Here is a 13,807-nt window from a genome sequence, read left to right as displayed (position 1 = left end):
GCGCGGGGTCCTGGCCGCTCAGCGTCGGCCAGGACCCCGCGTGCCTGTCTCGTCGTGCCGCAGGTCAGCTCAGGTGCTGCCAGAGCGGACGGGGCATGACCGCGAGGGCGAGGCTGCGGGCGAAGCCGGCCTGGTCCAGGAGGTGCACTCCGGACTCGCTCTCGCGCGAATCGGTCACCAGACCGGTCTCGGGATCGCGGCGGTTCTCCCACAGTCGCTGTGCGTAGGCCTGGGTGATCGCGCGACCCTGGACCTCGCCACCGAGGATCGACTCGGCCATCAGCAGGTTCGAGAGCATGATGGCGGAGAACTGGATGGGCTGTGCATCGAGCTCGCCGCCCTCCTCGAAGGGCTGGAAGTGGGCGATGATCGCCTCCACCAGGCTCAGAGCGTTGTCCAGATGCTCCGGGGCGCCGGTGATCTGGTACGCCAGAGCCTCGGTGCCCAGCGGCACGCCCTGGTTGTACGCCCAGAAGGTGCGGTCGATCTCCCCGTCGGGCTTGATGTTGTCCCAGTACAGACCTTCGGGAGCCAGAAGGGTAGAGCGTCCCCAGTCCATCCAGCGCAGAGCGTCCTCGAGGGCCCGCTGTTCACCGGTGATCTGGTGGAGGCGCAGGGCGACCTTGGCGGAGGGGAAGGTGGAGACCGTGTTGCGATCCTGGTTCCAGTCACCCTGGGTCCATTCGATGCCACCGGGGGAGGCCAGGCTCGGGTCGGTGGACTCCCCGGAGCGGAACAGGTCCAGCAGCTGGCGGGCACGGTCGAGGTCGCCCTTCTCGCCGCCGCTGAGCAGATGCTGCTCGATCTCGATCAGCGCGATCCAGTCGTTGTCGTCGTAGAAGAAGTCGCCGTGGGCGCCCTGCTCCGAGTCCGTGGCCGCGGTGTACCCGGGCAGCCCGGTGGTCCCGCCCTGCGGGTACCAGTAGTGCTCCTGGGCGCGGATGAGGGAGGCGTCGGCCGCGTCGAGGTCCAGGTCGCCGGTATCGACCTTGGGGCCGCCCTTGGCGAACGCGGCGATCAGCTCGGTGACGGCGGCGCGGGCCTGGGACAGCGGCCAGACATAGCTGAACTCCGGATCGCCCTCCTGGCGCGGGTACTGCTCCAGGAGCATGTCCGGATCGTTCTCGGCGGCGAAGTATGTCAGCAGGGCGTCGGTCGCCGCGACCGCCCGAGCGGCCGCCTCCTTCGGCGGCACCGGCCGGCCGTCCGGGGCCGGCTGCTCGGCCGGCACGGTCACTGCGGGCGGCGTCGGCGCCGCGAGGGCCGACGGGGCCGCGGCGAGGGCGGCGGTGCCCGTGACCGCGCCGGCGGCGAGCATGCCGCGTCGCGATGGGCCGGAGCTGCCGGGAGCATCTCGGGCCGAGCGACGGTGTGCGGCGGGGAAACCCTGGTCAGTCATGGAGAAGCACCTCTGTGTGCGTTCGGGGGAGGGGGCCGATCCACGCTACAGCCTTCTGTGACGCAGCGCACCAGCTTCCCCGGGAACGTTCCTGAACGCCCGAGATGTCCGGTACCGGGTCCTGCGCCCGGCTCCCGCGGCTCAGCCGGTCGGGGCCGGACCGCGCGACCAGCCCGCACCACCGGTGAGGTCCAGCCGGTGGGGCAGTGGGTTGCCGTAGCGATGATCGGTGGCGCTGATGGCCTGTTCGCGCAGGAACGAGAGCAGCTCGACCCGGCCGCTGGCGACGACCGCTCCGGTGAACAGGGCGATCTCGGTGTGTGCGGCCATCGCGGTGCGGAGCGCCTCGTCGGCGTGCCCGATGAGACGGATGCGCGGCTGCGGGACCGCGGGGATCCGCTCCGCGAAGCCGGAGTCCTCGAGCCGAACCCGGGACTCCGCGACGCCGGCCGCCAGGGCCACCTGCACCAGTTCCGGATCCGCGACGGACACCTCGATCTCGGCGCCGACGGTCGCGGCGGCGTGCAGCACCCGCTGCAGGTCGACGGGACGGGTGCCCGCGGCGGCCCGCACCAGTGTGGGGATCGGCAGGTGGCGCAGCACATTGATCTCGCCGTGCAGATCCTGCACGTCGCGCGGGGCGAACGTGCCGGCCCAGTACTGGCGATCCGAGTGGCGTGCATCCTCCAGCCATGCCGCCTCGTCGCGGGCCGCGATGTCCTCGGGATCGGAGGCGTCCATGAGATGGACGAGGTAGTTGGGGCCGCCGGCCTTCGCGGTCTGCCCGATCGAGGAGCGCTTCCAGCCGCCGAACGGCTGACGCTGGACGACGGCTCCGGTGATACCCCGGTTCACGTACAGGTTGCCCGCCTCGACATGCTGGCTCCACCAGGCGATCTCGTCGGGGTCCAGCGACTGGAGCCCCGCGGTGAGGCCGAAGTCGGTGCCGTTCTGGAGGCGCACCGCGTCCTCGAGGGTGTCGGCATGCATGACACCGAGGACGGGTCCGAAGTACTCGGTGAGATGGAAGGCGGAGCCCTCCTCGACGCCGGTGCGGACACCCGGGGTGAACAGGCGCCCCTCGTCGTCGAGCTGACGTGGCCTGGCGAGCCAGGTCTCCCCGTCCCCGAGCTCGGTCAGCCCGGAGGCGAGCTTCTCGCCGGGCTGCTCGATGACGGGCCCCATCTGCACGGTGCCGTCGTTCGGCTCGCCGACGTGCAGGCTCAGCACCGCGTCGGCGAGCTGGGCGGAGAACCTGCGCGAGTGGGAGACGGAGCCGACGGCGATCACCAGTGAGGCGGCCGAGCACTTCTGCCCGGCGTGACCGAAGGCGCTGGCGGCGACGTCGCGGGCCGCGAGGTCGAGATCGGCATGCGGGGTCACCACGATCGCGTTCTTCCCGCTGGTCTCGGCGAGGATCCGCAGCCCGGGCCGCCACGAGGCGAACATCGCGGCCGTGTCGGCGGCGCCGGTCAGGATGAGCTGGGAGATCCGGGGATCGGTGACCAGCGCCCGGCCCACCTCGTTCTCGGGCACGTCGACGAGGGTGAACACGCCCTCGGGGACACCGGCCTCGAGCAGGAGCCGGCCGATGAGTGCTCCGCAGCGGCGTGCCTGCGGAGCGGGCTTCATGATCACGGCGCTGCCGGTGACCAGCGCCGCCAGTGTGCCGCCGGTGGGGATCGCGACCGGGAAGTTCCAGGGCGGCGTGACCAGAGTCAGTGCACGCGGTGAGAAGCGCACGTCACTCAGGGCGTCCAGTCGCTCGGCCTGCTCCGCGTAGTACAGGGCGAAGTCGATGGCCTCGCTGACCTCGGGGTCACCCTGATCGAGCGTCTTGCCGGTCTCCGAGGCCATCACCTCGAGCAGCTCCGCGCGGTGAGCGGCAAGGGTGCCCGCGACGCGACGGAGCACCATCGCACGCTTCTCGACACCGAGCGCCGCCCACCCCTGCTGGGCGTCCAGGGCGCGGCCGATGACCTCGCCGACTCCCTCGACGCTCTCCACGCGCGCCGCGCGCACCTCGTCCTCACCGAGCGTGGAGGCGCGTACGCGATGAGTGATCCGCTCGGCCCACGCCTGATTGGGCGCGGTGGACATGTCGGCGTCCGGAGTGTTGCGGAAAGCCCCGGGGACCGCGGGCAGTGCCGGGGACCCGAGCTGGGCCGGACCGGCGTCGCTCTCGGCGCCCCGGTCCTGGTCGCGATGAGTGGGCACGGACGTCGTCCGCAGAGCCCGGTCGAGGGCGCGCGCGAAGCGCAGCTCCTCGCGGTCGAACAGCTCCGGTGAGGTGTCGAGCTCGAAGGCGGCCGAGAGGAAGTTCTCCGAGGAGGCGTTCTCCTCGAGCCGACGCACCAGGTAGGAGACGGCCACATCGAAGTGACGGGGGTGGACCACGGGCACGTACAGCCGCATGGTGCCGGTCGCCTCACGCACGACGGCCTGCTGGCCGGGTGCCATGCCGGCGAGCATCTCGAACTCGACGCCGCTGCCGGGACCGGCCGGGATGCCGCGTTCGCGCATCAGCACGTGCGCGAAGGCCACATCGAAGAGGTTGTGGCCGGCCACGCCCAGGTTCACGGCCTCCAGCCGCTGCGGGTCCAGCGCCTCCATCAGCATCCGCTTGTACTGGGCGTCGGTCTCCTCCTTGGTCAGCAGCGGAGCCTGCGTCCACCCGTGGATCGAGGCGTCCACCTTCTCCAGCGCCAGGTTCGCACCCTTGACCAGCCGCACCTTGACGGGCGCGCCGCCGGCCGCGACGCGGCGCTCGGCGAAGGCGCGCACACGGGCCATCGCGCTGGGAGCATCGGGCAGGTACGCCTGCAGCACGATGCCGGCGCGCAGATGCGCCAGCTCGGGACGGTCCAGGAGCTTCTCGAAGACCTGAAGCGTCAGCTCCAGGTCGTGGTACTCCTCCATGTCCATGTTGATGAAGGTCGGCTCGTCCTCGTGGGCGGCGTCCAGGTACAGCGGCAGCAGCGTCTCCACGATGTGGTCGACGGTCTGGGAGGCGGCCCACAGGGGCAGGTGGTCCACGATCGAGGAGACCTTGATGGACACGTAGCCGACGTCGTCTCGAGCGACGAGCTCGCGCACACCCTCGAGCCGGCGCGCCGCTTCCTGCGCCCCGAGCACGGCCTCGCCGAGCAGGTTGATGTTCAGCTTCGTCCCGTCGGCCGTGAGACGGGCGATCGAGCGGGACAGCGGGCCGCTGCGGGCGTCGAGGATCAGGTGGGAGACCATCGCGCGCATCGCGGCCCGCGCGGTCGGCACCACGACCGACGGTGCCACCCGCGAGCCGGTACCTCCCAGGGCCACGACGCGACGCAATGCCGGAGGCAGGAACGCCGGTGGATCCTGGGCCAGACGGCGCAGCTCGACCGCGGCGGCGCGAGGGTCCTCGGTGCGGATCACGCGATCCACGAACGACAGCGTGAAGTCCAGGCCCTGCGGGTCGCGCAGCAGGTCGGACAGCAGCCTGGCGGGGCCCGGGACGGGGCGTTCGCGAGCCGCCTCGAGCCAGGTGCGGACCTGAGCGGCGACGTCCTCGATGGTCAGCGTGGTGGAGCGGCGCTCGGAGCGCGGGGCGTGCGGCGGGGATGACGGGGACAACGTGGTCCTCTCCTCTGTCACCGTGCCAGGAACGGTGGACGTGGGGACGGTGAGATCTCGGCAGAGGGCGCCATCGCCCTCGGACACGATCGTAGGGCTTCCATGTGGGGCGTGCGCACGCGCAGGGGGCCGGCGCGGTGGGGGTCCTGTGACCAGGATGGGACGGATCGGGGACGGAGCAGCGCGCGCTGAACCGCTCGGTCAAGGCATGGCGAGCCCCTGGGTGGCCCGTGACACCATGCGGAGCACAACCCCGAGGATCCCTGGAGGCAGTGATGAAGAAGTTCATTTTCCTGGCCGGACTCGCGATCGGATTCGTGGTGGGCTCCCGCGCGGGACGCGGCCCCTACGAGTCCCTCGAGCGCACCGCGCGGCAGGTCGCGGAGGATCCGGAAGTCCAGCGCCGGACCGCGCAGGCCAAGGAGACCGCGGAGCGGGTCGCCCATGACACCGCCGAGACGGTCAAGAGCAAGGCCCCCGAGGTCGCCGAGAACGTGAAGGGCAAGGCCCAGGAGACGGCGTCGGCGACGAAGGAGAAGGCGGAGGGGACCGCCACCTCGGCGAAGCAGCGCCTGGGCAAGGACTCCGGCTCCCACGCCGCGGACGCCACGGACGCCTCCTCGACGGGCTCGGCGTCCGGTGAGGAGCCCGCGGACGTCGGCGGAGACGGCGAGGTCGGCGAAGGCCGCCCGCTCAGCTCCTGAGTCCGTCCCGGAGGACCCGGTCCGCTGCCCGCCACGCCCGGGCGGCGGACCGATCTCCGGTGCGCCGCGGTCAGTGCGGCCCCGGCGTCAGCCGCCGAGCACGGAGACGCCCGCAGTCTGCTGCTCCTGCATGAAGCACGGCCCGCACAACGACACATAGGTCACCGAGCCGGTCGCGAGATCATCGATCGCCACCTGGTCACCTTCGAAGACGTGCCGGCCATCGACCACACGGCAATTGAACTCGGCCTGTGAGCCGCAGCGGCACATGGTCGGCAGCTTCTCGACGTTGTCCGCGAGCTCGAACAGGCGCGCCGCGCCGGGGAACATGTGGGTGCGGAAGTCGGTGCGCAGGCCGTAGCAGATCACTGAGATGCCGTCCTGCTTGGCGATGCGGAACAGGTGATCGATCTGGACCGGGTCGAGGAACTGCCCCTCATCGACCAGCACGCAGTGCAGCGGCCGCAGTCCCCGCTGATCGGCCACGGCGTGCACACGCTCGCGCAGATCCTGCCCGGGATGCGCCAGCACGTCCACCCGACGCTGGGCGCCGCCTCGGGCCACCACCCAGTCCTCGCCCTTGGTGTCCAGGACCGGCTTGACGGTGATCGTGGCCAGACCGCGCTCGTCGTAGTTGTAGGCGGTCTTGATGAGAGTGTCGGACTTGCCGGAGTTCATCGCTCCGTACTTGAAGTGCAGCTTGGCCATGCGAGAGAGCTCCGAGGTGAGGGTGGGGACAGTGACCGGCGAGGGGCGGGCCGGCGCGGCGGGCGGAGCCGTCAGAGTACGGGCGCGATGCCCTCTGCCGCGACCGGCGCCGGATCGGGCATCTCTGCTCAGAAGGCGCGGATGACGCTGCTCAGAACGCCTGGATGACGCTGCTCAGAAGGCGTCCATGACGCTCGGGCGCGGTCCGGCCAGGAGAGCGTCGAGGAACCGCTCCGTGGGCGCATCGGCGCTGAGACCCAGTCCCAGCCGCCGGGCGTCGGCCACGGTGCGGCCGCCCACGAGCAGCAGAGAGGCGGCATGGATGTCCAGCCGCACCTCACCCAGCACCTCGGAATCCGAGGGTGCGGCGGTCGCTCCCGCAGAGTCGGTCGATCCCGCAGAGACGGCCGTGATGTTCCCGTCGGCCGCCGAGACGATCCAGCTCCCCGCAGACCGGCAGGTCCCCGCCGGGACCGTGTCGTCCTCGACCGTGAGGCGCACCGCGCCGCCCAGACCCGCCGGGGCGCGTCGGGACTCGAGAGTCGCTGCGGTGTCGATCACCCGCATCATCACCAGCGGCAGCACTCCGGGGTCGGGGCGCAGGCGTCCGCCCGGCAGGGCATCGAGCACCGGGTCCTCGGTGCGCACCCGCAGCCGCGTCAGCTCGGTCACCGTCGACCACGAACCCAGGGAGCGCAGCAGTGCGATGCGGTCCCCGCGAGTACGGCCGAAGATCTCGTGGACGTCGAGACCGACCCCGTCGTGCTCGCCGCCCCTGCGGGTCCAGGAGATGTAGCCGTGGTCGGTGCCCTCGGCGTCCTCGAGCAGCAGCGCGGACCAGCCATCGCCGGGCAGGGTCTCGGGGAACAGCGGCGGCTCCCGCAGCAGCATCGCGTTGTCCCCGGCGCTGAGCTCGCGGTACACGGCGCGCAGACGCGGCATGGTCTCCTCGGTCACGGGCACCAGCCGCCGGTCGGGGACGGCAGGCAGCCTCTGGAGGTCCACCAGCGGCACGATCAGCTTCTGCATGGAGGCGACCACCTGGTAGCCGAGCCGGCGGTAGATCGAGGGGTTCGAGGGGTACAGCATCGACAGCGCCATCCCCTCCCCGGCGCATCGGGCGATGACCCCGGTCAGCAGCTCCCGGAAGACACCGCCGCCGCGGTGGGCCGGGTGGACCGCGAGGCCGCCGATCCCCCCGCAACGGGCGACGCCCCCGCCCAGCGTGATGCGGTCGTGGCGGATGCGGGCGCCGGCGGCCAGCACGCCCTGGACTCCGCCCGGCAGCTCCTCGGAGTCGATGCCGATCGCCGTCTCGCCGGGATCGAACGGCTGCGGTTCGATGTCGGTGAACCGGCCCGAGAAGGCTCCGGCGGTCATGGTCCGATAGGCGACGTAGTCGTCGGCCGTGAGATCTCGAAGGCGCATGGCGACGAGTCTAGGCGGGGCCTGTTGCATACTGTCTGCGGCCGCCGGCCGCCGACCGTTGAGGAGCAACCGTGAGCCCACGCCGTGATCGCCGCGCGAGGAGCGCGCCGCGCAATGGCGCACGCAAACCGTATACGCGGCCCAATCGCGCCGGGCAGGCGAGTCGGGACGCTCTGTACAAGCGGCTGTCCGCCGGCGACCCTCGCAGCGAGCAGGACCCCCAGCGCCGGATCCCGGTGGGGCTGTCGACCTCGTCCGTGTTCCCGGCAGGGGTCGAGGAGTGCTTCCGGCTGGCCGCCGAGATCGGGTACGACGGCATCGAGGTGATGGTCTCCTACCCCAAGGACAGTCAGGATCCCGAGCTCCTGCGGGAGTACTCCGAGCGCTACGGCCTGCCGATCCTGTCCCTGCACGCGCCCACCCTGTTCTTCCTGCAGGGCCTGTGGGGCCGCGACGCCTGGGTCAAGGTCGAGCGCACCGTCCAGATCGCGCAGGAGCTGGGGGTCGACACGGTCGTCGCGCACCCGCCGTTCCGGTGGCAGCGCCGCTACGCCCGCGAGTTCGTCGAGGGTGTCGCCGAGCTGGAGGCGACGTACGGCGTGGACATCGCGGTGGAGAACATGTACCCGTGGCGTCTCGGCGTGCGTGAACTGATGACCTACCTTCCTGACCATGACCCCACCGACGAGGACTACGCCCACGTCACCGTCGACCTCTCCCACGCCGCCACCGCGGGCGACGATGCGCTGGAGATGATCGACCGCCTCGGCGACCGGCTGAGCCATCTGCACCTCGCCGACGGGTCCGGCCGCACCACCAAGGATGAGCACCTGCCGCCGGGGGAGGGGAACCAGCCCTGCGCCGAGGTGCTGCGGCGCCTGGCCAACCGCGGCTGGCACGGCTCCGTGCTGCTCGAGGTCAGCACCAGCGGGAACGCCGACGGCCGCGAGCAGATCCTCCGCCAGTGCCTGGCCTTCGCCCGCCACCACCTGGGCCACCATCTGGACGAGGGGACCAAGGGGGTCGACGGGAGCAACGGGGCCGACGTGGAATCCGACACCCCCTGAGGCAGCCCTCAGCTCCCGGTGGGAGAATGTGCGGTGCATGAGCCCGACCCTGTCGCGGCCGAGCGCCCCGGCGCCGGCCCGTCGGTGCCGGCGTCCGTCCCGCGGCCATGCCACATGATTTGCACGAGACGAACGAGGTAGCGCACGCAGATGGGGAACGGCAACACAGGCTTCGTCCACAGGAACGCGACCCTGCTCTCGGTCGAGATGTCCCTTCCGCAGGTCACCGTCACCTCGGATGAGATCGACGAGATGCTGGCCCCGGCCCGCAAACGACTGCGGCTGCCGAAGGGGGTCCTCCAGCGCGTGGCCGGCGTCTACGAGCGCCGGTGGTGGCGCGATCCCCGCGACGGCTGGAAGCAGGGCGTGGTGCTCGCCGCCGAGCGTGCCATGGCCAAGGCCGGCATCATGCGCGACCAGGTCGGGCTGATGATCAACGCCTCCGTGTCCCGCCAGCACCTGGAACCGGCGGTCTCCACCGGCATCCACCACTCGCTCGGGATGCCGCCGAGCTGCATGAACTTCGACATCACCAATGCGTGCCTGGGGTTCGTCAATGCCATGTCCATGGCGGCGGGGCTGATCGACGCCGGTCAGATCAAGTACGCCCTCATCGTCGGCGCGGAGGATGTCGAGGAGGTCCAGCGCGGCACCATCGACCGCCTGAACTCCAAGACCTCCACCCGGGAGGACTTCAACAACCAGTTCGCGTCCCTGACCCTGGGCTCCGGAGCTGCCGCCGCCGTGATCGGGCCGGCGGACGAGCATCCCGAGGGCCACCCGCTCAAGCTCACCCAGGCCCGCGCCGGCACGGAGCACCACGAGCTGTGCGTGGCGGACATGCAGGACATGCGCACGGACTCCGCCGGCCTGCTGGAGAACGGGATCAGCCTGATCCTGGACACCTGGAAGGGTGCCAACGAGGCCGGCCTGGACTTCAAGAGCATCGAGCACGTGATCCCCCACCAGGTCTCGATGGTCTACACCCGCAACTTCTCCAAGATCACCGGCGTAGGGATGGAACGAATCCCTGTCAGCTTCCCGGACTGGGGCAATATCGCCGCGGAGGCCGTCCCGATGACCCTGGCCGACCATCAGGACAAGATCTCCCGGGGTGAGCGCGTCCTGCTGATGGGCGTCGGCTCCGGCCTGAACACCGCGATGCTGGAGGTGCAGTGGTGAACGCCGCCGCCACGGGTCGTCGCCGGGCCGCGCTCCCCGAGATCCCGCTCGAGCAGAGCTTGCCGGGTGTCGACCCGCGCATCAGCCGCACCCTGGAGGTGCGGGATCACACGGGCGAGCCGCGCCGCTGGCACCTGCTGGACTCCGGCCCGCTGCTGACCGAGCGCGGCATCGCCCCGCAGGGCACGATCCTCGCCGTCCACGGCAACCCGACCTACTCCTTCCTCTTCCGCTCCCTGGTGCGCGAGGACATCCCGTGGCGCGTCATCGCGGTCGACCAGCTCGAGATGGGCTGGTCCGAGCGCACGGGCATCACCCGCCGCCTGCAGGACCGCATCACCGACCTCTCGCTGCTGACCGACGCGCTCTCGGTCCGCGGGCCGGTGGTCACCGTCGGGCATGACTGGGGCGGCATCGTCTCGGTCGGCTGGGCCCTGGACAACCGCCACGACCTCGCCGGGATGGTGCTGACCAACACCGGGATCCACCAGGAGCTGGGGGAGTCGCTGCCCAAGGCGCTCCAACTGGCGACCGCGCCGGCGTTCCTGCCCGCGTCCACCTCACTGACCGATGCCTTCCTGCGCACCACGCTGTCGCTGTCCAAGCCGCCGCTGCCGCAGGACGTCCAGGACGCCTACCTCGCGCCGTACCGCTCCCGCGCCCGCCGCAAAGGCATCGAGGACTTCGTCGCCGACATCCCGGCCGACGCGCACCACCCGTCCCGCCCGGCCCTCGAGCGGCTCGCCGAGGGGATCCGTCACCTGGAGGTGCCGACCCTGTTCGCCTGGGGCGTCCGGGACATCACCTTCTCCGACCGCTACCTGCGCGACCTCCTCGAGCGGGTTCCTCACGCCGACGTGCACCGCTTCGAGAACGCCTCCCACCTGGTGTGGGAGGACGCCGACGTCGCCGGGACCGTCGCCGACTGGCTCCGCGACCGGGTCGCATCGGGGGCCGGGATCGAGGCCGACGCCCAGCCGGTCACGTGGCGGCCCGTCTCCTCCTTCGCGGAACCCGCGCCGCAGCGGCACATCGGCGAGCCGATCGCCCGCCTGGCCGCCGACCGCACCCACGCCCACCTGCCCGCAGTCGTCGAGATGCCCGGCAAGGGCAGCCCCGGCCGCGAGATCTCCTGGTCGCTGCTGAATCGGCGCATCGACGACATCGCCGCCGGCATGCTGGGCCATGGGATCCGCCCCGGTGACCGCGTCAGCATCCTGATCACCCCGGGCGCCGATCTCACCGCCGTGCTCTACGCCTGCCTGCGCATCGGCGCCGTCGCGGTGATCGCCGACGCCGGGCTCGGCACGGCGGGCCTGACCCGCGCGGTCATCGGCTCCCACCCGGACTGGCTGATCGGCATCAACAAGGCGCTCATCGGCGCCCGTGCGATGGGCTGGCCCGGCCGGCGCATCAGCGTCGACCAGCTGCCCACGCTGGATCGGGCGGCGCTCGGCGTGGAGACCTCCATCGCCCAGCTGGCCACCTCCGGCTCCATGATGCGCGAGCTCGGAGCTCCCCTGGATGCCGCCTGGCCCGACCAGGACGCCGACGCCGCGATCCTGTTCACCTCCGGCTCGACCGGGCCGGCCAAGGGCGCCGTCTACACCCACCGCCAGCTCAGCGCGATGTTCACGGCGGTCGGCGACACCCTCCAGCTCGACCCTGAGCGGGGCCTGGTCGCCGGCTTCGCCCCCTTCGCGCTGCTGGGACCGGCCCTCGGCGCACCCTCGGTGGTGCCCGACATGGACATCACCCGCCCCGGCGAGCTGACCGCACCCGCCCTCGCCGACGCGATCGCCGCCCTTGGCCGGCCTGCCGTGTTCACAGCACCGGCGGCGCTGCGCAACATCCTGGAGACCGCCTCCGGCCTCGACGAGCGCGGGCGGGCGGCCTTCGCCGGTGCGGCGAGCTTCTTCTCCGCCGGCGCCCCGATCCCGGCCCACCTGCTGCGCGAGCTGCGCGCACTGATGCCGCGGGCGAAGGCCCTGACCCCGTACGGCATGACGGAATGCCTGGCAGTGGCCGCCATCGACCTCGAGGGCATCGACCGGGCCGGCGAAGGGTCCGGCGTCTGCGTCGGCACCCCGGTCCCGCGGGCCGAGATCGCCATCGCCGTCATGGACGCCGAAGGCCGCACCTCCGGCGAGATCACGCAGGAGCCCGGCGCGACCGGTGAGATCCTCGTGCGCGCCCCGCACGTGCGCGACCGGTACCTCATGCTCTGGCGCACCACCCGCACCTCGATGCGCTTCGAGGGGTGGCACGCCACGGGCGACGTCGGCCACCTCGACGAGGCCGGTCGCCTCTGGGTCGAAGGTCGTGCCGACCACGTCCTCGCCACGGCCGAGGGACTGTTCACCCCGGTCCAGGTCGAGGAGGCCGCCGAGAGCGTGCCGACGGTGCGGCGCGCGGGAGCCGCCGCCATCGGACCCCGCGGGACCCAGCAGATCGTCGTCGTCCTCGAGACCGAGCAGGGCTACCGCCCCGGGAAGCCTGCCCGGCCGCGTCCCGCGGAGACCTCGCTCCAGGAAGCCGTGCGCCGCGCCGTCCGCGAGCGCACCGGAGCGGACGTCACGGCGGTGTTCACCACGCGCACCCTGCCCACCGACATCCGCCACAACTCCAAGATCGACCGGGCGGCCCTGGCGCGATGGTCCGGTCAGACCCTCCGGGGAGAGAGGCCCGACCCGCTGTGAGCACCCCGACGATCCTGGTCACCGGCGCCTCCGGCATGCTCGGCGGAGCCGTGGCCGCCACGCTGCGCGACCGGGGCGCACGGGTCCGCGCCTTCCAGCGACGGCGCGCCGGCATCCCGGGGGTCGAGGACGTCACCGGCTCACTGACCGATGCCGAGGACGTGCGCCGCGCGGTGGATGGCGCCGACGCGGTCATCCATCTCGCCGCGAAGGTCTCGATCTCCGGTCCCGAGCACGAGTACCGTGCCATCAACATCGGCGGCACCGAGAACATCCTCGCCGCGATGCGGTCCGGCGGCGGCGGAAAGCTCGTGAACGTCTCCTCCCCGTCGGTCGCCCATCTGGGCCGCGCCATCGAGGGCCTGGACGCCACCCCCGCCGACCCCGGCCGCGCGCGCGGCCCCTACTCCCGCACCAAGGCCGCCGCCGAACTGCTGGCGATGGACGCCGACGGCCGCGACGGCATGCTCGTGACCTCCGTGCGCCCCCACATCGTGTGGGGACCAGGGGACACGCAGTTGGTGGGGCGCATCGTCGACCGCGCCCGGCGGGGACGGCTGCCGCTGCTGGACCAGGGAATGGCGCTCATCGACACCACCTACGTCACCAATGCGGCCGACGCGATCGTCGCCGCCCACGACCGCATCGAGGACGTCCATGGTGAGAGCTTCGTGATCACCAACGGTGAACCCCGCACGGTGCGCGACGTCTTCGCCGGCTGGTGCGATGCGGCCGGCGTCCCCCGCCCCAGGATCACGATTCCCGGCAGCGTGGGCCGCCTCGCCGGCCGAGTCGTCGAACGGGTCTGGGAGATCCGTCCCGGCCACGACGAACCGCCGATGACGGAGTTCCTCGCCGAGCAGATGTCGACGGCGCACTGGTTCGACCAGCGCCGCACCCGCACGCGACTGCAGTGGAGACCACGCGTCAGCATGGACGAGGGCAACGCACACCTCGCCGCCTGGTTCGCCGAGCATCCGGTGACGGCCTGATGCCCGGGACTCGATC

9 protein-coding genes are annotated in these 13,807 nt (G+C 71.7%); 5 read left to right on the top strand and 4 right to left on the bottom strand.

Going from position 1 to position 13,807, the window contains the following annotated elements; translation table 11 throughout:
• Positions 1 to 64: 64 nt before the first annotated feature.
• Together ACFQS2_RS13120 and ACFQS2_RS13115 are read right to left on the bottom strand one after the other, a co-directional pair.
• On the bottom strand, positions 65 to 1,399 hold the full coding sequence (locus tag ACFQS2_RS13120; RefSeq protein WP_377794011.1) for a glycoside hydrolase family 76 protein: 1,335 nt from the start codon (positions 1,397 to 1,399) through the stop codon (positions 65 to 67).
• 141 nt (positions 1,400 to 1,540) lie between these two features.
• A complete protein-coding gene (locus tag ACFQS2_RS13115; RefSeq protein ID WP_377794010.1) occupies positions 1,541 to 5,011 on the bottom strand; it encodes a bifunctional proline dehydrogenase/L-glutamate gamma-semialdehyde dehydrogenase in 3,471 nt (1,156 codons plus the stop codon).
• 275 nt (positions 5,012 to 5,286) lie between these two features.
• Between ACFQS2_RS13115 and ACFQS2_RS13110 the strand changes: the two genes are divergently transcribed.
• The gene (locus tag ACFQS2_RS13110) at positions 5,287 to 5,715 is read left to right on the top strand and encodes a hypothetical protein (RefSeq protein ID WP_377016763.1); all 429 of its coding nucleotides are present in this window, start codon (positions 5,287 to 5,289) and stop codon (positions 5,713 to 5,715) included.
• Positions 5,716 to 5,802: 87 nt separating this feature from the next.
• On the opposite strand, the gene ACFQS2_RS13105 is transcribed toward ACFQS2_RS13110, so the two are convergent.
• Both ACFQS2_RS13105 and eis read right to left on the bottom strand, forming a co-directional pair.
• The gene (locus tag ACFQS2_RS13105; protein WP_377016765.1) at positions 5,803 to 6,423 is read right to left on the bottom strand and encodes a thymidine kinase; all 621 of its coding nucleotides are present in this window, start codon (positions 6,421 to 6,423) and stop codon (positions 5,803 to 5,805) included.
• 174 nt (positions 6,424 to 6,597) lie between these two features.
• Positions 6,598 to 7,851 carry an enhanced intracellular survival protein Eis gene (gene eis / locus ACFQS2_RS13100; protein ID WP_377794009.1) on the bottom strand — a complete coding sequence of 418 codons (1,254 nt, stop codon included), beginning with the start codon at positions 7,849 to 7,851 and terminating at the stop codon, positions 6,598 to 6,600.
• A gap of 71 nt (positions 7,852 to 7,922) precedes the next feature.
• Between eis and ACFQS2_RS13095 the strand changes: the two genes are divergently transcribed.
• The 4 genes from ACFQS2_RS13095 to ACFQS2_RS13080 all read left to right on the top strand — a co-directional run bounded on the left by ACFQS2_RS13095 (position 7,923) and on the right by ACFQS2_RS13080 (position 13,791).
• Entirely contained in the window at positions 7,923 to 8,918 is a 996-nt protein-coding gene (locus tag ACFQS2_RS13095; protein WP_377794008.1) for a sugar phosphate isomerase/epimerase family protein, read from the top strand.
• 150 nt (positions 8,919 to 9,068) lie between these two features.
• Complete coding sequence (locus tag ACFQS2_RS13090; protein ID WP_377016771.1) at positions 9,069 to 10,100, top strand: 3-oxoacyl-ACP synthase III; 1,032 nt, start codon at positions 9,069 to 9,071, stop codon at positions 10,098 to 10,100.
• Positions 10,097 to 12,799: an alpha/beta fold hydrolase gene (locus ACFQS2_RS13085; RefSeq protein WP_377794007.1), complete on the top strand. Its 2,703-nt coding sequence runs from the start codon at positions 10,097 to 10,099 to the stop codon at positions 12,797 to 12,799. Before ACFQS2_RS13090 ends, ACFQS2_RS13085 begins: the two co-directional genes overlap by 4 nt.
• On the top strand, positions 12,796 to 13,791 hold the full coding sequence (locus tag ACFQS2_RS13080) for an NAD-dependent epimerase/dehydratase family protein (protein ID WP_377794006.1): 996 nt from the start codon (positions 12,796 to 12,798) through the stop codon (positions 13,789 to 13,791). Before ACFQS2_RS13085 ends, ACFQS2_RS13080 begins: the two co-directional genes overlap by 4 nt.
• Positions 13,792 to 13,807 lie beyond the last annotated feature (16 nt).

Source organism: Brachybacterium sp. GCM10030267 (assembly GCF_042666875.1).
In the GTDB taxonomy this organism is placed as follows: domain Bacteria; phylum Actinomycetota; class Actinomycetes; order Actinomycetales; family Dermabacteraceae; genus Brachybacterium.
The sequence above is the reverse complement of the archived record's forward strand: the minus strand, read 5'-3'. Positions and strand labels throughout refer to the sequence as shown.